Below are 20,437 nucleotides of genomic sequence, written 5' to 3'. Positions count from 1 at the left end.
CGTATTCTCCTTTCTAATCCTGCTGGGATGCTTTGACACGTGGGTCAATGACTGCATACAGAAGTTCAACAAGCAGGTTGGCCAGCAGAACCATGATGGTAATGATTAACGTACAGGCAGAAAGCAGCGGATAATCCTGGCCGGTAACTGCTGAGAGCATCGTTGTTCCAAGTCCCGGGTAACTGAATACCATCTCAGCTACCAGGTTGCCGCCGATCATGGTACCAAGGGACATTGCGAGACCGGTGATCTGCGGAAGCATTGCGTTACGGAACACATATTTCACAATCGTATGATCCTTGATACCAAGGAAACGACTGTATTTTACATAGTCGGCATTCAATTCATAAATTGACATTGAACGCATACCAATAGCCTGGCCGCCGATCGTGATGATTACGATAGACCAGAATGGCAACTGGTAATGTGAAAGCACAGATTTCATAAAAGCAAGGCTCATATGCGGAATCATACTGCTCGCATAGCCGCCTGCTGCAGGTGCAATATGTAATTTCAGTGAGAAAATGAACAAAAGTACGGTTGCCATACCAAAGGCAGGTACGTTACTGATAAACAGGAATGCCGGAAGGATTGCCTTGTCGAAAACACCTTTCATATAAGCTGCAATTGCACCAAGCAGGTTACCAAGAATCCATCCAACAATAATGGCCGGAAGCTGTAAACATATGGTCCACAGAACCGAACTGGAAATAATATCGGATACGGTACGCGGATACTGGCTGAAAGAAACGCCGAAATCACCGCGAAGTGCATTTTTTACCCAGGTAAAAAACTGGACATACATTGGTTTGTTAATACCAAATTTTGCTGCATAGTCTTCATATACTTTCTGAATTGCAGTCGCATCGGTCATACCTTCTACCGATTTGGAAGCAATAGTTGAAACCGGATCGCCCGGCATCAGACGCGGAAGAATGAAGTTCAGCAGTACCGCAAAGACTAACGTCAGAAGATACCACAAGATCTTCTGCGTATAATACTTTTTCATTCCTTTCATAGAAGAACCCTCCTTCTGATTTTTAAAAGCGGCCGGAGCACCCCGGCTCCGGCCGCCTCTGTTACAATTCAGTATGAACTTTCTTTCTGTTTGGCAAATCAGCCGTCAACCAGTCCCAGATTGTACAGTGCTGCTACGCCATAACCATCGGTGCAGTCCATCGGAGGAACGTTACTTCCATCGTCTTTCTGCGGATAGTTGGTCCATACGGACTCGTTTACTTCGTGGAATACCTGCGGTCTGTACATCAACGGTACACACGGGCAATCTTCCAGCATAATCTTGGAAAGTTCTGTATAGTAATCTTTCAGTTTTGCATCATCGGTCTCATGAGGAATTGCTGCAAGGATTTCATCTACACGGTCGTTCTGATAATGACCGAAGTTACCACTGAAGTTAACCTCAAGATCGTTGTAATCAGAGCTCATGAAGAAACGGCATCTCATGTACGGGTTGGCAACCGATGTACCAGGGCCGGACTGCATGGTGATTTCGAAGTTTCCGGTACTGTAATCCGTGCTGTAGTTTGCTGCTTCCGGGAAGTAGGTCTCAATGTTGATACCAATATTCTTTCCTGCTGCTGCTACGATTTCAAGGGTTGCATTCCAGTCAGACCATCCTGTCGGGCACTCAGCCTTATAGGAAAGGTTCTTTCCGTTGTACTCACGGATTCCGTCTCCGTCGGTGTCTACGATTCCGGCATCGTCCAGAAGCTTCTTAGCACCTTCTACATCGGCATTGGACCACTGATACTCTTTTAAGGCATCCTGATCCACCATAGCCTGCTCAGCATCGGTCGGGTTCATGACAGAACGCGGAACATCTGCGAAGGTAGGAGACTGTCCGGACATTGCTGAAGAAATAACCTGATCGTAGTCAACTGCCATAGCGATTGCCTTACGAACAGCTACCTGATCCAGTCCTTCTACTTCTGTATTAAAGAACAGGGTAGGCATTGTCATACACAGCTGATACGGTGCTTCATCAACATAGGTAGAAATCGGAAGATCCTGCTCTAACCACAATTTCTGAAGGTCTGTGATGAATAGCTGTGCCACATCAATATCACCATTCTGGAATGCGGTGGTAGCTGCTGCGTTATCTTTAAAGATCGGGTGAGAAATATATTTCGGAACCGGAAGCTTACCCCACATGGAATCTGCCTGTCCCCAATAATTATCATCGCGGATCAGAACTACGTTCTGGTCATTGTCAAAGTATTTTTTGTACGGTCCGGAAGTTACCAGATCGTCCATCTTATCCATTTTAATTGCTTCAGCATCGTTGTTGTTTCTGTCAGCTACGGTCTTCAGATAGTTTTCCTGCATGATATAAAGCATTGGAAGATATCTTTCCGCAAGAACCGGGTTAACTGCTTCGCCGGAGTCATCGGTTGTCAGTTTGAAGACTACGGTACTGTCATCCTGTGCAACAACATCTGCAATGTAGCTCTTCATTTCAGCGCCGGTAGAAGAATTGTAATCTACATGTGCATGATAGGTAGCTGCTACATCTTTTGCAGTAACCGGTGTGCCGTCATTCCATTTTGCATCAGCTTTGATCTTAACGGTAATTTCGGTACGGGCATCGTTCCAAACCGGATCTCCGTCTGCAAGCAACGGATACATTTTTGCATCCAGTGGATTCCACATATAAAGAGTTTCATAAACAAGTACACGTGAAGCATCGCCCTGTGCTATAACCATTGCATTGTTTGAGTTTGCTGACATTGGGTTGTAATCATTGACGGTACCCCACTGCTGTCCTGCGAAGTAAAGAGTTTCATTTCTTGGAAGCTCGCCTACCACATCATCTGAACCTGTGGTATCTTCGCTGGAAGCATCTGCTGTGCTGGAAGATGCTGCTGTGGTATCGCTTGATGCATCTGCTGTTCCGCTGGAGGATGCTGTTGCTCCTCCGCTTGAACTAGTGCTTGTGCTTCCGCTGTCTCCACATCCGGCAAGCATCGTTCCTGCCATTGTCACTGTCATTAACAGTGCAAGGACTTTCATGTTACGCTTTTTCATACTTTTTACCTCCTTAAGGTTTTCGTTCTTGCTTGATGAATTCATTATACACAAAGACTGTTAGAAAAACAGTGTCTATTTTTTGTTTTTGGTGTTCTTTTTTTGTTTTATGTTGGTTAAATTGCTCATTTTACTCTTTTTAACTCCCTTTGTTCTGCTCATTTTTCACATATCCATTTTCGCAACATCTGCACTATTTCGTCATTATGATTATTTGTGCTATTTTTCCGTCTTTTCCGACATTTTTCCGTTCGCTTTTTCCATCTCTTTGTGCTATGATGAATATCGTATCAATTTCAGGAGGTTTTTTCTATTATGAATACTGTTTCTCATAAGTACCGACAGTCAGCGCTTCTGCTTCTGACCGCTGCGATCTGGGGTTCTGCCTTTGTCGCACAGCAGACCGGTATGGATTATGTCGGACCTTTTACGTTCAACGCGGCACGAAACCTGCTCGGCGGACTTACGCTTCTTCCGCTGATTGTCTTTTTCTCCTCGCGTAAAAAGCGAACCCTACCGCCGGATGCTTCGTCAGAAAATACCACACAGCCAAAAACGCTCTGGGCGGGCGGTATTCTCTGCGGCATCGCACTGTTTGTCGCCTCAACTCTGCAGCAGATCGGCATCCAGTACACAACCGTCGGAAAGGCCGGTTTTATCACCGCACTTTACATCGTACTTGTTCCGGTCTGCGGTTTTTTTCTCCGAAAGCGTGTACAGCCGAAGGTCTGGCTCGCAGTTCTTATTGCCGTCGCTGGTCTCTATCTGCTCTGTATGACAGACGGCTCCTTCTCTTTGCAGAAGGGAGATTTTCTTGTGCTTGCCTGCGCGCTCGGATTTACCGTACATATTCTGGTTATTGATCATTTTTCTCCGCTTGTCAGCGGCATCAAAATGTCCTGCATTCAGTTTTTTACCTGTTCGATCCTGTCCGCTGTCTGTATGGTTCTCTTTGAAACCGTAAACTTCTCCGATCTTCTGCACGCCTGGATGCCGATTCTCTATGCCGGAATTCTCTCTTCAGGTATTGGCTATACCCTGCAGATCATCGGGCAGAAAGGATTAAATCCTGCCACAGCTTCTCTGCTTATGAGCCTGGAATCCGTTTTTTCTGTTCTTGCCGGTTGGATTCTCCTTCATCAGGCTCTCTCCGCTCGCGAGCTCTCCGGCTGTATTCTGATGTTTGCAGCGATCGTGCTGGTACAGCTTCCGAACTTTCACAAAGCCAATGCTGTTTCCTGATGTTATTCCTTTTTCAGTGTAAGAAAGATTTCTGTTTTGCGAGCTTCTTTCTTACGGCAGCTTGCTTTAATGACATAATTTCCCTCCGCCGCAGTGTGATCCTGCCCGGAGGGCTTTTTTTACGCCATCCGAAAATTTAACCGAATCGAGCAAGTCCCCTGCTTCCATTGCGAATATCCGCCTGCCTAACATTTTTATAGCATAAAAATACAAAATTCTGCATATTGATTGCAGGATTTTTTAATTCGTGCTACACTGTTTTTATTGTACCAATAAGCACTTATTTTATTAGGAGGTTCTGTCATGCCCGTTTTTGATTTCAGCAATTCCCCGGAAAAAGCAAAAGTTTCCGAATGTACGTATACTGTTTTCCGCACAAACGCACCGTTTACTTCTCCGGATCAGCCGATCCTAATTCTGGATACAAAAGAGAAGGCTTTCCCGCATCATCCCTGTGGTATTTTCACAACCCCATCCAAACGGACCTCGTTTGAATTTAAAGATGAAGAAGAAACCTTTATTGCCGACATTCTTCAGATTGATGCCCGTTTTGTCAGCCTTTTAAAATGGCTCGGTGAAAACCATATCAATGTCCGCCTTTCCGGTACACAAACATCCGACGGTTATGCAGTTTACAAAATCCGCGAGATCGCTTTCGGTGGCGGCGCAAAGCTTTCGGCTGAGGATGGATTTTTACAGTTTATGATTGAACGTCTCCTCGCCAGCAATGCACCGGAAGAAGAAGTTGAGGATGAGGATCAGGAGGAAACCGGTGACAGCATGAAGCTCACCAGCATCCAATCCATCACTGATTTTATGAACTGTGCCGGAAGAACGCTGCCGGACAATATCCGCCTTTGGGCTCGTCGAAACCTCGCTGTTGCCCGTTCCCACGAAGTCTCTCCCGAAGAACGTCGTCACGCACAGCGCGCCCTTTCCATGATGATGAACATCCAGTGGAAAAGCAATTATTTTGAAGCCATTGATCCGGTAGAAGCACGCCGGATCCTTGATGAAGAACTGTACGGCATGGAACGCGTGAAGCAGAGAATTATCGAAACTATCATTCAGATTAACCGGACTCATACGCTGCCGGCCTATGGTCTGTTACTGATCGGTCCTGCCGGAACCGGAAAATCGCAGATTGCTTATGCCGTTGCGCGTATCTTAAAATTACCGTGGACAACACTCGATATGAGTTCGATTAATGACCCGGAACAGCTGACCGGAAGCTCCCGCATCTACGCAAACGCAAAACCGGGAATCATCATGGATGCTTTTTCCATGGCCGGCGAATCCAACCTCGTCTTTATCATCAACGAACTCGACAAGGCTGCCTCCGGCAAGGGTAATGGAAACCCGGCAGATGTTCTGCTGACCCTTCTTGATAATCTTGGTTTTACCGATAACTATATCGAATGTATGATCCCGACCGTCGGTGTATACCCGATTGCAACCGCAAACGACAAGGACCAGATCAGTGCTCCGCTGATGTCCCGCTTCGCTGTGATTGAAATTCCGGATTACACACCGGAAGAAAAGAAAATCATTTTCTCCCGCTATGCACTTCCAAAGGTGTTAAAACGTATCGGTATGAAAGAAAAGGAATGCATTCTGACACCGGAAGGACTCGATGCCGTAATCTCCTGCCACGAAAACACAAGCGGTATTCGTGATCTTGAGCAGGCTGCTGAGCATATCGCAGCAAATGCGTTATATCAGATAGAAGTCAACCATGTTTCCTCTGTTACCTTTAATGCAGAAATGGTACGTGAACTGCTCTTGTCCTGCTGATCTGCCTTATTTTCTATTTTGAAGGCGTATCAGGGTACGGCGAAAACCAGTGACGCAACAATTCACGCTCTGTGGTGCTGAAATTTTTTGTATTATTTTAGAGTGTGCTGTAAAATAGTTTCCTGTCCCATCAGTCTGTACTTTCGGGCAGGGAACTATTTTATTTCTCCAGATATTTTCATAAAAGAAAGCCCCTGACACTTTCATGTCAGGGGCTTCCTTTCGATCAATTCAGAAAATTTATTTCTGCGGGCCGGCGGAAACAAGTGCTTTACCAGCAGCGTTTCCTTCATATTTTGCAAAGTTCTTGATGAATCTTTCAGCCAGATCCAGTGCTTTGGTCTCCCACTCGGAAGCATCAGCATAGGTATCGCGAGGATCCAGGATAGCCGGATCAACGCCCGGAAGTTCAGTCGGAACTTCGAAGTTGAAGTACGGAATAGTCTTCGTCGGAGCTTCGTTGATAGCACCGCTTAAGATTGCATCGATGATTCCACGGGTATCACGGATGGAGATACGTTTTCCGGTTCCGTTCCAGCCTGTGTTAACCAGGTATGCTTTTGCTCCGCTCTTCTCCATTTTCTTAACAAGCTCTTCTGCATATTTGGTTGGGTGCAGTTCCAGGAATGCCTGGCCGAAGCATGCAGAGAAGGTAGGAGTCGGCTCGGTAATTCCGCGCTCGGTTCCTGCAAGTTTTGCAGTAAATCCGGACAGGAAGTAGTACTGAGTCTGCTCTGGTGTCAGAACAGATACTGGCGGAAGTACGCCGAATGCATCTGCGGACAGGAAGATAACATTCTTAGCTGCCGGTGCAGAAGAAATCGGGCGAACGATGTTCTCAATGTGGTTGATCGGATAAGATACACGAGTATTCTCGGTTACGCTCTTATCATTGAAGTCAATTTTGCCTTCTGCATCAACAGTAACGTTCTCAAGCAGAGCGTCACGTCTGATTGCGTTGTAGATATCCGGCTCAGACTCTTTGTCCAGGTTGATAACTTTTGCATAGCAGCCGCCCTCGAAGTTGAATACTCCGTTGTCGTCCCAGCCGTGCTCGTCATCACCGATCAGAAGACGTTTCGGGTCTGTGGAAAGTGTTGTTTTTCCTGTTCCGGAAAGTCCAAAGAAAATTGCGGTGTTCTCACCGTTCAGGTCTGTGTTTGCAGAGCAGTGCATGGAAGCGATGCCCTTCAGCGGCAGATAGTAGTTCATCATGGAGAACATACCTTTCTTCATCTCTCCGCCGTACCATGTGTTGACGATAACCTGCTCACGGCTTGTGATGTTGAATACTACTGCTGTCTCAGAGTTCAGACCCAACTCTTTGTAGTTCTCAACTTTTGCTTTGGATGCGTTGTATACAACGAAATCCGGCTCGAAGTTCTCAAGCTCTTCTGCTGTAGGTTTGATGAACATGTTAGTTACGAAATGTGCCTGCCAAGCTACCTCAACGATGAAGCGGATAGCCATACGGGTATCTTTATTTGCACCGCAGAATGCATCTACAACGAACAGTCTTTTGTTGGAGAGCTCTTTTTTGGCGATCTCTTTTACTGCTGCCCATGCTTCCTGGGTTGCCGGATGGTTATCGTTTTTGTACTCATCAGAAGTCCACCATACAGTATCTTTCGAATTCTCGTCCACAACGATGTATTTGTCTTTCGGTGAACGGCCTGTATAGATACCGGTCATAACGTTAACTGCACCAAGCTCTGTCTCCCGGCCTTTTTCATAGCCTTCCAGCTCTGGTTTTGTCTCTTCCTCAAATAACTGCTCATAAGAAGGGTTGTACACAATTTCTGTGGTACCGGTGATGCCATACTTTGTTAAATCGATCTGTGCCATCTTGTAATTAACCTCTTTCCTTTGATAGTAATACTGCTTCATTCTGCAAAATGCAGAAATTTGAAGGTATCCTTTAGAAGAAACCGGACCAGCCGACCTCTTCTACTCTAATTATACATAAAAGGCCAAAAAAATCAACTGAAAATCTTCCGTTTTTTTACAGAACGTGTCCCAAAATCTGTAAAAATTTTATAAACTTCGATTTTTCGAAGTTTTCTGACAATTGCATTTTTGTACACTTCATCCTGCAAATTGACATTTTTTGATTTTTTATGTTATAATATTAATAATTATGTTCGGAAAGAAGTTTCTTTATGTATTACGATCTGACCCGCGGGAAAATCTCCCGCTCTCTTATCCTGTTTGCCCTGCCGATGATCGCAGGAAATCTGTTGCAGCAGTTTTACAACATTGCCGACACCCTGATCGTCGGACGCGTTCTCGGAAGCAATGCGCTTGCCGCCGTCGGCTCCTCCTATACGCTGATGACGTTTCTGACTTCCATTTTTCTCGGCCTGTCGATGGGCGCCGGTGCGCTCTTTTCGATTTATCAGGGACGAAAAGATCTTTCTTCTTTAAAACTTTCGATTCTCCACGCGTTTCTGCTGATCCTTGCCGTTACGCTCGTGCTGAATCTCGCTGTTTATGCAGGCATCGAGCCGATCCTTACGTTTCTTCGCGTCCCGGATGAAGTCCGTCCCGGCATGCGGACGTATCTTCTGATTATCTTTGCCGGCCTTATTGCAACATCCGTATACAATTTCTTTTCCTGTATGCTGCGCGCGCTCGGAAACTCTTCTGTGCCGCTGATTTTTCTCGCTGTCTCTGCTGTGCTGAACATTGCACTGGATCTGCTCTTTGTCGCTGTACTGCCGTTCGGCATCGCAGGCGCGGCGCTCGCTACGGTTCTTGCGCAGTATGTGTCCGCCGTCGGTATTCTGCTCTATGTGCTGCTCCGCTGCCGCATGTGGCTGCCGTCAAAAAAAGAATGGCGTTTCAGCCATTCCATTTTAAAAGAGATTCTGAATCTTTCTTCGATGACCTGCATTCAGCAGTCGGTCATGAATTTCGGCATTCTGATGGTACAGGGGCTCGTCAACAGCTTCGGTCCGGCGGTCATGGCGGCATTTGCGGCCGCGGTGAAAATTGATACCTTTGCCTATCTGCCGGTGCAGGATTTCGGAAATGCCTACTCCACTTTCACCGCACAGAATTACGGGGCCGGAAATCACGAGCGGATCCGGCGCGGCACGAAAGATGCTTTTGCACTGAGCGCTGCTTTTTCCATCGTCATTTCTCTGCTTGTCAATCTGTTCGCGCATCCGCTGATGCAGATTTTCGTGAAAGCATCAGAAATGGAGGTCATCGCGATCGGCATACAGTACCTGCGGCTGGAAGGCTCGTTCTATCTCGGCATCGGATGGCTGTTTCTGCTGTACGGGTATTACCGCGCTGTCAAACGCGCCGAGATGTCGGTTGTTCTGACCGTCATTTCGCTTGGCATGCGTGTGGCGCTGGCATACCTTTTCTCCGCCACGGCGCTTGGCGTTGCCGGAATCTGGATCGCCATTCCGATCGGCTGGGCACTGGCTGATATGACCGGACTTTTCTTCCTGCGGCGTGCATTCCGATCGCAGAAGCCTGCATAAGTTCCGAATCTTATATCGCAGTACGGTTTTCTGCGGATAAACTGCGGAACTGCCCCGGCGTCTGGTGCATGCGTTCCTGGAAGACGCGGTTAAAATAGCTGATATTTCGGAATCCGCAGTCGCTCGCAATCTTGCTGATCGCCTCCTCGGTGGAAAGCAGCAGCCGGCAGCTCTCGGCAATCCGCAGGTTATTGACATACGTCACGGCGGAAATATGCATAATCGACTTAAAGAAGCGGCAGAAAGCGCTCTCACTCATATGAAACTGGCTCGCCAGTTCCGCGATTTCGAGATCCTCACAGAAATGAGCATTCATGTATGTGAGGATCTCTTTCATTCTGCTGACACGGTAATTCGTCGAGGCATCCGTTTTTCCGCCGTTCTTTTCTGCCGCACTGTAATATCCCTGCCAGATTTTCAGAAGTTCCGCTTTTAACAGCAGCTCCCAGCCCGGTTCTTTTCTTTCCTGCAGATTTCGGATCTCCTGCATGGCCTGTGCCGTTTTTTCTGCAAGGCGTGTCCCCCGCTCTGTCTTGGATGGAAAACGGATCTCGGAGGACAGCACTGGTTCGATATACTGCTGCTGGATCCGGTCAAGCGATGTGCCGGACAGAAAACGCGGCTGGAATACAACGGCAAGAAACGTAAATTCCTGTCCGTCGATTCCCTCTACCTCATGCAGACGGTTTGCATTGACAAAGGCGGTCTCCCCTTCCCGCAGGAGAAAGGTCTCGGTATCCATATGAAAAACAGCTTCGCCCTTTACTGCATAAAGGAGCTCCACTTCCTCATGCCAATGGCAGTACACCCGCACGGTACTCTGCAGGTCTGTCTCGAAAACGTGAATGCTCAGCGGAAAAAGCTCATCACCGTGGGGCTGTGTTTCTTTTCGGTAATTCATCTGTGAGAGCATATTTTTGTCTCCTCTCTTGTTTTGCTCTGCTGTCCCAATTGTAACACGAACTTTGCGATTCCGGCAAGTTTCCCTGTTCTGCCGGCGAATCGCCCTTCCATGACCGTATTTTTCCTTCTTAAATGATAATAATTATCATATTTTATCAGCTTATTGACATTTCTTTTCATCCGCGCTATATTTTAGATACCCCGATAGGGTATGTGATTTCAAATTTTTCATCAAAACCCCAGGAATACAGTCCGGCACGCTTTCGTTTCGCTGTATTCCCGGAAGAAAGCAGGTATTGTATGATTAAAACAGTCTTAAAAATTGATGGTATGATGTGCGGCATGTGCGAATCCCATATGAATGATGTAGTCCGCAAGAGCTGCTCTCCAAAGAAAGTAAACTCTTCTGCAAAAAACGGCGAGACCGTTGTCATCAGCGAAGCGCCGCTCGATATTCCGTATCTGAAACAGCAGATCAAGGACATCGGATATGAGCTGGTTTCGTATACGAGTGAGCCGTATGAGAAAAAGGGATTTTTCCATTTCGGACGATAAGCGGATTTCATGCCTTTCCTTTTGCAGTTTGTGCATCGGAAAAAAGCACCGTTTCAGAAGTTTATTTCCTTTTGGAAATCTGCCTCTGAAACGGTGTTTTCTATTTTTTATCTATGATTTGATCAGCCGCAGTAGCATCCGCAGGACGGCGGCGTTTCTTTCTCCTCTTTTTTCGGAGATTCTGCGCCCAGATCGTACCAGGTCGGGTCGATGTCGAATCTGCGGTTGTTTCCAAGATAGATCGGATGGGTCGGGTCTGAGGACAGGTAGGCGCGCTCGGTCGAAACCTTCCACTGCGCATCCCAGTCAATCTTCGGAAGTGCCAGATCGTAGTGTGTGCTGGCGCGGAAGCCGTCTTCCTCTCCCTCAATTCTTCCCTGGCGTCTGCCGGCGGCACGGCAAAATCTGCAAAGAAGGTGTTCACACCGTCGAAATGGCCTTCGTTGCTTCTGGAGAAGGAACTGCGGTATACCGCGTTGTTGATATTATCGAAGAGCCAGAGATTCATCTTATCAATCTCTTCCCGCAGCTCCACCGGATACAGCTCCGGCGCGCCTTTTTTGTGCCATGGGCGGAAGTTGACCTCGAAATAAGTGGTCAGCCAGTTGTAATCGTTGTTGACTACCTTTCCCGTCGTTGTGTCGATCAGCGCCGGAACGGTCGTTCTTCCCTAGTAATCATCATCAGCACGGTAATACGCCTCAGAGAGGAACTGATCACCGAGCAGCGGGTCGATGTTGTTTTCATTGTAAACGTATTCCCAGCCAAGGTTTTTCTCATGCGGGGCATGTTCTACCATATTGACGGAAATCTGATCTTCCAGGCCCTCCAGCTCTCTTACGATCGCCGCGCGGTTGGACCAGTGGCACAGCTTTGCCCAGACGAGACGGTATCTCTTATTACCTTCTGCCTTCAGATCGTTTTCACCGTCGCCGAACGGAGTCGTGAAGTGATTCGGCTATCTGCGGAAATAGCCGTTTTTGTCGATCTCCGATACGGTTTCTTTTGGTCTTACGCGGATTTTTCTTCCATTTACAATCTCATAATCATAATTCGTCATTGATTTTCTGCCTCTCTTTCGCGTGTTCTATCGAATGAATTTTCAAATAGGAAAGCTTTTATTTTTCTATTATTTCGCTATGTTTTCTATGCAGTTATCATACCATATTTGTCTGGTTACGTCTAATTGCTAATTTTTTGGAGTGGCTATAGGATTTTCTTATAGTAAAAGGCCAGTGCCGCATTCTCTGCAAATGGGCACTGGCCTTGTTTTCGGCGCTTTTTGTTTTTCAGATTTTTCCTTCCCGGCGCAGATACGCCAGAAAACCGTTGCATCCCTCCACGACATCGCGGTACGTCGCCTCAAAATCTCCCGTATACCACGGATCCGCAATATCGCGGCCGGAACCGGTGAAGGAAAGAAATTTGTAAACCTTTCCATCCGGATCATTTTTCAGCATCCGGTTCAGATTGCGGATATTCGCGGTATCCATGCCGATGATGTAGTCGGCGCGCTCGTAATCCTTCCATGTAATCTGCTTCGCGTGATGCGGCACGAGCGGAATGTGCTCCTCGCGCAGTTTATTGACTGTCCCGTAGTGCGGCGGATTGCCGATCTCCTCGCGGCTGGTGGCGAAGCTGTCAATTTCAAAATTGTGGGCAAGGCCGAGGGAATTTACTTTGTGGGTGAATACGCTCTCAGCAAGAGTCGAGCGGCAAATATTGCCGTGGCAAATGAAATACACAGTTATCATACTCCTAAAATTCCTTCCTTTTGCGCATTATCCCAGCAGATTTGTTCTGTCCGGTCTTACATCATCTTCATCCCGGAAGAAAAACTCGCTGTAATTGTCCGTGTCAAAAATCTCCAGCAGTTCTCTCATATTCCAGATCAGATTGGCAGTCGGAACATCTTTCCGGTCGAGCCAGAAGACGCGGCCTTCCTCGGATGATTTTAATTCTCCTTCGAACTGATCTGTTTTGTACAGCAGAACAAGATATCTCGTGCCGTCCTTCTCGATCCAGTCCTTTACGCCGCACAGCTTTGGATTCTTTATGGTCAGCCCTGTCTCTTCTTTCATTTCACGAATGACCGAATCCTGCAGCGATTCATTTTTCTCTACATGGCCGCCTGGGAAAACCAGGCCGCCCGAATAAGATGTGCCGCACTTTTCCTCCACCAGAATTCGTGTTTCATCGCAGATGAGGCACATGCTTGTCAATTCTACTTGTGATTTACGATTCAAAATGATTTCCTTCTATGTCATATACAGGCTTCATTATAACAAAGGAATCCCATTTTTGACATAGCTTTTTATATAAAATCTCACACTCTCCACTCAATCACATCTTCTGTTCTCTTCCGCAGTCTGGCCTCGGGTGCTTCATCCGCATAGCCGACGGCAAGAACTGCGTACAGCTCACCGCCCGCCCAGTCGCTCAGTTCTTTCTGGGCAAAAAAGGAATTGCAGATCCACAGACTGCCAAGGCCCTGTGCGGCAGCCTCCAGCGTCATATTCTCAATCGCTGCGCCGATAGACTGGGAATTGCAGATTTCGGATACACGCTCGTCCATGGAAAGTGCTTTTCTAAAAGAACTTGCTTCCTGAAATATTTTCCTGATGCTGAGATTCCGGTGACGCAGGTAAAATCTGACCGGAGTGCCTGTCTCAGAATCGGAGCATTCATTGTTGTGAACTTCCAGTTCCTTAACAATAAATTGTTTAATCCTCTTAATGTCCATGTATAGCAGATTTGTTTGTACAGTTTTTCAAATTTGCTCATTTATAGCTATACATTTAAAAGTTTTGCACTTGTTTTTTATCTCACCAAGAAAATTGTAAGAGGGTCAGACCCCAATGTCTCTCACACGATTTCTTTTATACTCTGCGGGATGCTTTTAATCCTCGATTGCTGCCTTACGGGCATTGATTGCCTTTATCACATCCATATCAAACTTTGGTTTACGTTCATAGGTATACAGACCGTTTAACTCCTGCTCCACATCATACAGCTGGGTATAGCAGAAGGCAAACATATGGGGATTGTCCAAAAGGGCATCGGTCAGTCCCTTATATCGGTTCAGGAATTCCTCCTTGGTAGCAGGACCTGCACCATAGCCCCAGCCATCCTTTTCAACACCTTCCTCGTCCCACTTGATACCGCCATACTCACTGATGAAGGTAGGGATACCCTTTACAGGTGTCTGCCTGTAGCCATGATTATCTTCCAAATCACCTCCCTGTTTAAAGGACTCGTAGGTTGCTGCAAACTTTGCCGGATCCTGCTCATAATTGTGTAAGTCATAGATGTCCGTCACCACATGATAATTTCCGCTGGTATCAATGCAGGGTCTGGTGGTATCATACAGCTTTGTCATCTTATACACATTGGCCAGTAAGCTGTCATCCTGCCTTCTTCCCTCATAATCCCATGTCTCATTAAACGGACACCAGCCGATGATGGCGGGATGGTTGAAGTCTCTCTCCAAGGCTTCCATCCACTCAGGCAGGAAATATTTTAATGCTGCTGGATTGCTGTAATCCAGTCCCCAACAGCCCTGCTCGCCCCATACCAGATAGCCTGCTTTATCGCAGTGATACAAGAACAGAGGCTCAAATACCTTCTGATGGAGTCTTGCGCCGTTGAAGCCTGCAGCCATGGACAGTTCCACATCCTTGACAAGTGCTTCCTCTGTAGGCGCTGTGTAAATGCCATCCGGATAGAAGCCCTGATCCAGCACCAGTCTTTGGAACACGCTCTTATCGTTGATGAGGAATTTCTCTCCATCCAGTCTTACCTCACGCATACCAAAGTAGCTTTCTACCTTATCTTCTCCATAGGTTAATGTAAGGTCATACAGTCTGCCATGACCCGGCTCCCACTTTTCCAGACGGGACAAAGGAAGTGTCATGGTAACGGTGCCGCCCTCTGACTTTGCGCTTACGCTGCCACAGGGCTCTCCCCCATAAAAGGCCTTTGCTTCCAGTGTGCCCTGCCCCTTTACTACCGCCTTAATTCCCAGAGTTGCCTCTGCCAGGTTTGGATAATATTGCACTTTTTCAATGTAGCTTTCCGGTACCCACTCAAGCCATACCGTCTGCCAGATACCTGTCGTTCTGGTATAATCACAACCTCTGGAGTAGAAGAAATGACTCTGCTTTCCCTTGGGCTGCTTTCCGCCTCTCACATCATCTGCTGCAAAAAGCGTAATGTCATTTTCTCCTTCCTTTACAAGCTTTGTAATATCAAACGTAAAGGAAACATAACCGCCCTGGTGTCTGCCTGCCTCTACTCCATTGATCCATACTCTTGCATCATAGTCCACTGCGCCGAAGTGTAAGAGAAGATCTCCCTTCAGCTCCTCCCCTGTCAATGTGATGGTGCGGTGATACCATACGCTGGGGATAAAGTCCTTATAGCCGATTCCGCTCAGATCACTTTCCGGGCAGAAGGGCACCAGGATCTTCTTCTCCCAATCTGTCTTTCCTTCCTGCCATTTCTGATCTATGCCGCTGCATCCAAAGTCAAAGGAAAAATCCCATTCTCCATTCAGGTTTTTCCAATGCTCCCTCTTCATCTGGGGCTGGGGATGCTCCGGTCTGGGTATTTGTGTCATAATTTTGTCCTCCTGTGATCATTTATTTGGGTTGATTTCATTTTTATTTTATATGGTGAAAGCCATAGTTGACAGGCTTACTCCTTTTTACTACAATGCTGTTATTACATTATTGCAATTTGCTTTCAAAAAATGGAGGAACCACCATGCCTCAGGAAATTACACGCACACAGATTGAAAAATACACGGTCTACACCGGCCCTACCGCGGAAAGCTTTTCTCCCATCATGGCCGGTATCACTTACCCGGATCCTGCCTATGAGATCCTGGTTTATCGCAGACCCCTGTGTGTGTTTGAATACGTTTTAAGCGGCCGTGGACATATCGAGCGAAACGGCAGTATCCTCACTGTAAATGCCGGAGATGCCTATATCCTTACTGCCGGCACCTACCACCACTACTATTCAGACAAAGTTGATCCCTGGACCAAGATCTGGTTCAATGTCAGCGGCAGTCTGGTACAGCATCTTCTCTCCGATTACGGCTTAGACGGTGTCACCCTGATCCCCCGCTTCCATAACGAAACACCTCTGACCCGGATCCTTGATGCCTTTACCGCCGACCCTGTACACTCTGCTGACAAGCTGGCTGTACTGCTCCATCAATATATTCAGGAGCTTGCGGATTTTCTGGCAAACAAAGTTCCCATCAATCCTACTGCACTGGCGATCCGCAATTATATCGATATGCACTTAACAGAAAGTCTGTCCTTGGATCATCTGGCAGATACCGTTTCCCTATCCCGCTCCAGGCTCATCCACCTGTTCCAGGAGGTATATCATGTTGCTCCCTACCAGTATTACCTGTCCCAGAAGTGCAAGCTGGCCCAGTCCATGCTAAGCCGCACCACTCTTCCTGTTTCTGCCATCTCCACACAGCTTGGGTTCTTAGACCCTCACCACTTTTCTTACTTTTTCAAGAAACAGTGCGGTCTGTCCCCGGCTTCTTACAGAAAACTCCACACAGCGCCTGGGAATTTTCCCACCTAAATATTATTCTTTCTAAAAATGGAACCAAGGCAACGAAACTACTTTTTTAAGTACTTTCATTGCCTTGGATTATAGTGCATTTTCTTTCTGTTTACGATACAAAATACAGCTAAAAAGGTATGAATTATTGCTACTACATATTCGGTTTACGTTTACCATTTGGGCTTCGATTTGATTTGCAATCTCACCCACCTAATCGCCTGATCAAGTTTCTGTTCATAGGCTCAAGAACTTTGCTACACCACTTCCTCCATCCATACCGTTACTGATACCGACTTGTGATTCGCTACACTTGGCGGTAAATACCCGTGACTGGACTTGCACCAGCAAGATTAGTGCCATGCTCGGCACACAAAATGACTGCCCCGCCTGCTCAAATGCAGGCAGAACAGTCATCTGATCTTTTTATTCACTTTTTATGAAACAAATTTTCCAACGATCAGGCAGATTACAATCGTAATCACCATATCCGGCAGAGTGTTTCCCAGCGGCATGTCGATGTTCATCAGAATTCGGTATACCGCAAATCCAATCACCCAGATGATCAGATTCGGAATATGTACGGCCAGGCTGCTCTTGTCCCGTTTCAGCAGGAAAAAGTCGGCAATCTGGATTGCGATCATCGGTGCAAAAACCGAGCCGATCAGATAGAGAAAATCTGTGATGTTGTCCATCGGATATACAATCGCTGCGATGGTTCCAATGACGGTGACAACGATGGCCACATGCTTTCCATTCCATTTGCTTACGACGGTCTCGCTGGAAATTCCTGCGGAGTAGGCATCCAGAAATGTTGTTGTTACTGTTGAAAATACAATAATCAGAAGGCCCGCAATGCCAAGGCCTGCCTTCAGCATGATCTGCGCGATGTCATATTCTCCGGTGATGATCGCTGCTCCCATTCCAATCACATACATCCAGCAGCTGACGATTCCATAGACAACCGCGCTGATGGCCGTTGCTTTGACCGGTTCTTTTGCTTCTCTTGTGTAATCGCTGATCAGTGGCAGCCAGGATAACGGCATCGCAACCGCAAGTTCTACTGCTGCACCGAATGTCATACTGTCATCCGATGGTGCTCCTGCTCCGCCTCCGGCAAAGATGACCTTGCTCAGGATCAGGCTAAGCAGAAATAATGCTGCCATGGCAACCGTGTTGATTTTACCAAGATTCGTGATTCCGATCACAATCCAGAGAATAATCAAAACTCCGATCACAAGGCACCAGATCCATCTGCCCGTATGCATTACGCCGTCTGCGGCGAGCGCTCCGTCATAGATCATGATGGCGGTCCAGCCAACGAGCTGCAATACATTCAGGACAGCAAAAAGGATGCTTCCCTTCTGTCCAAAACTCATTTTTACGGTTTCCATGGCACTTTTTCTGACCCTTCCGCCGATCACGCCCGCCAGAAACAGCATCAGGCATCCGATGATATGGCCGATAAGAATCGCTGCCAGACCTTTTCCCATGCCGAGCGGTGCAAGGTATGTTCCGGTCAGGATTTCGGCAATCGAGACACCTGCCCCAAACCAGATCAGGCCATTCTCGAACAGGCCGGTACGTTTTTCGTTCATTTTCATGTTCCTCTCTTTGCTTAAATTTTCATACCGGAAACCATTTTAGCACAGAAGGGAAAATGCGGCAATGAATTTACTCTATCCGTTCATCTGACTCCCAATCTTTCTCCAATCATCCCAGCTTTTCAGACCATTCTGCTTCCTTAAAGCCGATCAGCACGGTATCACCATCGATCAGCAGCGGGCGTTTCACCAGCATACCATTCGTGGCAAGAAGCTGCAGCTGTTCCTCTTCGCTCATGGCAGGAAGTTTGTCCTTCAGTTTCATTTCTTTATAAAGAAGGCCGCTGGTATTAAAGAACTTTTTAAGTGGAAAGCCGCTCTTAGAATACCATTCCTTTAACTCACCGCAGGTTGGATTCACATCCACGATGTTGCGCTCGGTATATTCTATTTTCTGTGCATCTAACCATTTTTTCGCTTTCTGGCAGGTTGAGCATTTTGGGTAACATATAAATAACATTTCTCCATCTCCAATCAAATATAATTTATCCATAATCCTGTATCTTTTGCCGGAATCATTTCAGCACAGGAACGGAGGATCGGCAATTATTTTCCTTCTTCCAAGATCAATTCCAGCACCTTCATCAGCTTCGGAATCCAGCCCATCTATCTTATATAGACGAGCTGTTTGAGCTCTTTTGGTCTTTCCTTTTTCACAATTATGCAATAATAATCTATAACTTTGCACATACCAAATCATACAAAGCACTCATAAGTTCTTCCCCGTTCCGGCATTCTGCGACCATCGAAATAACCGCATTCTTGTCCGGAAGGATCATAGAAATCTGAGAATATTTTCCATCCGCCCGGTAGGAATTGTATTCTCCTCTCCAGAAAAGATAACCATAATTGTCTGTATCGGATGCTGCTGTACTTTCTTCTATCCATTTTTCGGATAAAATCTGTTTTCCATTCCATTTTCCCTTATTCAGGTAAAACAATCCGAATTTATGAAGTTCAGAAAGTGTAAGGAACAATCCACCTGCGCCAAAACTGTTTCCAAGAGGATCTGTCTCCCATGTCGGCCGCTTGATTCCAAGATGTTTAAAAAGCCTTGGTGTAAGATAAGAGACCAGATCGCATCCGGAACGTCTCTGTACAAGAATGCCTGCCAGGTAGGGACCAACATTATTATATACAAAATGTGTACCTGGCTTATATTGAAACGGAATCGCCAAAGACATTTTTACCCAGTCATCCTCCTGGTATAATGGCCGCTGTTCTCCCATAAGGCTGCCCTGTTCCTGTCCTAAACACATCGTAAGCAGGTCTCGAACCGTTGCCATTTTCAGATTATCATCGATCACATCGGGTAAATCTTCGGGAAAGGCATCCGTCAGTTTTTCATCTAAAGACAGTAATCCTTCCTGGACAGCAAAACCAACTGCACAGGATGTGAAGCTCTTCGTTGCAGAATAGATATTTCTACGGCATTCGGGTTCGCTGTACCATTCATTTATGAGGTCGCCATCTTTTGTGACCTTTATTCCAAGAACGTGAAATGTTTTTGCAGCTCCTATAAAATCAGATATGTCCATAGCTAGGTTCCTCCTTTATTTTTACTATAATATCATGATGGATTCTTTTCTTAAATTCTTATTTTTCATTCAATTCACGGAAGGCAATCTTTCCGGTAGTTTTCTGCCATTCCGGGCATATTCATTTCAACTCACGCCTTCATGGAAAGCGACGGCCAAACCAAACAATATGCTTTGATCCTATCTTCCTATGTATTCCTATGTATATTTCCTCCTCATCAACCACTTCTGATCAATACATTTCACCTCACCATCAAACCGAATATGAAGATGAACTCCGCCAGATCTCAGATTAATCTTTTCTATGATTCCATCTCCGAATTTCGGATGTGTGATATTGTCTCCAATTTTATATTGAACAACTTCATCCTTCTGCTTCTGTGCTTTCTGCTGGCGCTGATACGTATCTCGAATCGGCACTGTCTTATCATGAATCCGGCTTTTTAATACTTTATCATAGTTATGATCCAACAGCGCCTCTCCTGCCTTATAATAAGGTGTCGGTGCTGCACCTATAAGAGAACAACAATATTTCCACGCACTTCCATGTGTTCCAGCCTGCCATTTATACTTCTCAGGTATCCGCATATTGTACTGCATGTAATGCGCATATTCATGCTTGATTGACACTCCCCACAGCTAAAGCAGGGGGATTCCTGTTTCTTCCACCATTGCA

18 protein-coding genes are annotated in these 20,437 nt (G+C 46.5%); 5 read left to right on the top strand and 13 right to left on the bottom strand.

What is annotated here, in order from left to right:
- Nucleotides 1–13 precede the first annotated feature (13 nt).
- Nucleotides 14–1,018, bottom strand: coding sequence for an ABC transporter permease (locus DW769_RS09450; RefSeq protein ID WP_117510332.1), 1,005 nt, complete (start codon nucleotides 1,016–1,018; stop codon nucleotides 14–16).
- Between the two features lie 98 nt (nucleotides 1,019–1,116).
- Entirely contained in the window at nucleotides 1,117–3,045 is a 1,929-nt protein-coding gene (locus DW769_RS09445) for an ABC transporter substrate-binding protein (protein ID WP_158568572.1), read from the bottom strand.
- 315 nt (nucleotides 3,046–3,360) lie between these two features.
- Between DW769_RS09445 and DW769_RS09440 the strand changes: the two genes are divergently transcribed.
- Nucleotides 3,361–4,287: a DMT family transporter gene (locus DW769_RS09440; protein WP_118750310.1), complete on the top strand. Its 927-nt coding sequence runs from the start codon at nucleotides 3,361–3,363 to the stop codon at nucleotides 4,285–4,287.
- A gap of 303 nt (nucleotides 4,288–4,590) precedes the next feature.
- Nucleotides 4,591–6,081 carry an AAA family ATPase gene (locus DW769_RS09435; RefSeq protein WP_118750309.1) on the top strand — a complete coding sequence of 497 codons (1,491 nt, stop codon included), beginning with the start codon at nucleotides 4,591–4,593 and terminating at the stop codon, nucleotides 6,079–6,081.
- 240 nt (nucleotides 6,082–6,321) lie between these two features.
- Here the strand turns inward: DW769_RS09435 and pckA are convergent, their stop codons facing one another.
- The gene (pckA, locus tag DW769_RS09430) at nucleotides 6,322–7,926 is read right to left on the bottom strand and encodes a phosphoenolpyruvate carboxykinase (ATP) (RefSeq protein ID WP_117761790.1); all 1,605 of its coding nucleotides are present in this window, start codon (nucleotides 7,924–7,926) and stop codon (nucleotides 6,322–6,324) included.
- A gap of 314 nt (nucleotides 7,927–8,240) precedes the next feature.
- Between pckA and DW769_RS09425 the strand changes: the two genes are divergently transcribed.
- Nucleotides 8,241–9,575 carry an MATE family efflux transporter gene (locus DW769_RS09425; RefSeq protein WP_117761791.1) on the top strand — a complete coding sequence of 445 codons (1,335 nt, stop codon included), beginning with the start codon at nucleotides 8,241–8,243 and terminating at the stop codon, nucleotides 9,573–9,575.
- Nucleotides 9,576–9,585: 10 nt separating this feature from the next.
- Here the strand turns inward: DW769_RS09425 and DW769_RS09420 are convergent, their stop codons facing one another.
- On the bottom strand, nucleotides 9,586–10,488 hold the full coding sequence (locus DW769_RS09420; protein WP_118750308.1) for an AraC family transcriptional regulator: 903 nt from the start codon (nucleotides 10,486–10,488) through the stop codon (nucleotides 9,586–9,588).
- A 290-nt stretch (nucleotides 10,489–10,778) separates the two neighbouring features.
- Here DW769_RS09420 and DW769_RS09415 point away from each other — a divergent pair, with 290 nt between their 5' ends.
- On the top strand, nucleotides 10,779–11,033 hold the full coding sequence (locus DW769_RS09415) for a heavy-metal-associated domain-containing protein (protein ID WP_022461058.1): 255 nt from the start codon (nucleotides 10,779–10,781) through the stop codon (nucleotides 11,031–11,033).
- Between the two features lie 670 nt (nucleotides 11,034–11,703).
- Here DW769_RS09415 and DW769_RS17055 read toward each other — a convergent pair.
- From DW769_RS17055 to DW769_RS09390, 5 genes are all read right to left on the bottom strand, one after another.
- Nucleotides 11,704–11,832: a hypothetical protein gene (locus tag DW769_RS17055; protein ID WP_279220884.1), complete on the bottom strand. Its 129-nt coding sequence runs from the start codon at nucleotides 11,830–11,832 to the stop codon at nucleotides 11,704–11,706.
- A gap of 490 nt (nucleotides 11,833–12,322) precedes the next feature.
- Nucleotides 12,323–12,787, bottom strand: coding sequence for a low molecular weight protein-tyrosine-phosphatase (locus DW769_RS09405; RefSeq protein WP_118750307.1), 465 nt, complete (start codon nucleotides 12,785–12,787; stop codon nucleotides 12,323–12,325).
- Between the two features lie 27 nt (nucleotides 12,788–12,814).
- Nucleotides 12,815–13,279 carry an 8-oxo-dGTP diphosphatase gene (locus DW769_RS09400; RefSeq protein WP_243038338.1) on the bottom strand — a complete coding sequence of 155 codons (465 nt, stop codon included), beginning with the start codon at nucleotides 13,277–13,279 and terminating at the stop codon, nucleotides 12,815–12,817.
- An 80-nt stretch (nucleotides 13,280–13,359) separates the two neighbouring features.
- Nucleotides 13,360–13,608 carry a nitroreductase family protein gene (locus DW769_RS17430; RefSeq protein ID WP_442857761.1) on the bottom strand — a complete coding sequence of 83 codons (249 nt, stop codon included), beginning with the start codon at nucleotides 13,606–13,608 and terminating at the stop codon, nucleotides 13,360–13,362.
- 324 nt (nucleotides 13,609–13,932) lie between these two features.
- The gene (locus tag DW769_RS09390) at nucleotides 13,933–15,651 is read right to left on the bottom strand and encodes a glycoside hydrolase family 2 protein (RefSeq protein WP_118750304.1); all 1,719 of its coding nucleotides are present in this window, start codon (nucleotides 15,649–15,651) and stop codon (nucleotides 13,933–13,935) included.
- 146 nt (nucleotides 15,652–15,797) lie between these two features.
- Here DW769_RS09390 and DW769_RS09385 point away from each other — a divergent pair, with 146 nt between their 5' ends.
- Nucleotides 15,798–16,640, top strand: coding sequence for an AraC family transcriptional regulator (locus tag DW769_RS09385; RefSeq protein ID WP_158578776.1), 843 nt, complete (start codon nucleotides 15,798–15,800; stop codon nucleotides 16,638–16,640).
- Nucleotides 16,641–17,056: 416 nt separating this feature from the next.
- On the opposite strand, the gene cytX is transcribed toward DW769_RS09385, so the two are convergent.
- From cytX to DW769_RS09360, 4 genes are all read right to left on the bottom strand, one after another.
- On the bottom strand, nucleotides 17,057–18,217 hold the full coding sequence (cytX, locus tag DW769_RS09375; RefSeq protein ID WP_118750327.1) for a putative hydroxymethylpyrimidine transporter CytX: 1,161 nt from the start codon (nucleotides 18,215–18,217) through the stop codon (nucleotides 17,057–17,059).
- A gap of 115 nt (nucleotides 18,218–18,332) precedes the next feature.
- Nucleotides 18,333–18,683: an arsenate reductase family protein gene (locus DW769_RS09370; protein WP_022462799.1), complete on the bottom strand. Its 351-nt coding sequence runs from the start codon at nucleotides 18,681–18,683 to the stop codon at nucleotides 18,333–18,335.
- A 214-nt stretch (nucleotides 18,684–18,897) separates the two neighbouring features.
- Nucleotides 18,898–19,761 carry a serine hydrolase domain-containing protein gene (locus tag DW769_RS09365; RefSeq protein ID WP_055228665.1) on the bottom strand — a complete coding sequence of 288 codons (864 nt, stop codon included), beginning with the start codon at nucleotides 19,759–19,761 and terminating at the stop codon, nucleotides 18,898–18,900.
- Nucleotides 19,762–19,959: 198 nt separating this feature from the next.
- Nucleotides 19,960–20,361, bottom strand: a complete 402-nt coding sequence (locus tag DW769_RS09360; RefSeq protein ID WP_330425673.1) for a hypothetical protein — start codon at nucleotides 20,359–20,361, stop codon at nucleotides 19,960–19,962.
- Between the last annotated feature and the right edge of the window lie 76 nt (nucleotides 20,362–20,437).

It is taken from the genome of Blautia sp. AM29-29 (assembly GCF_003480555.1).
GTDB classification, from domain to species: Bacteria; Bacillota; Clostridia; order Lachnospirales; family Lachnospiraceae; genus Fusicatenibacter; species Fusicatenibacter saccharivorans.
The sequence above is the reverse complement of the archived record's forward strand: the minus strand, read 5'-3'. Positions and strand labels throughout refer to the sequence as shown.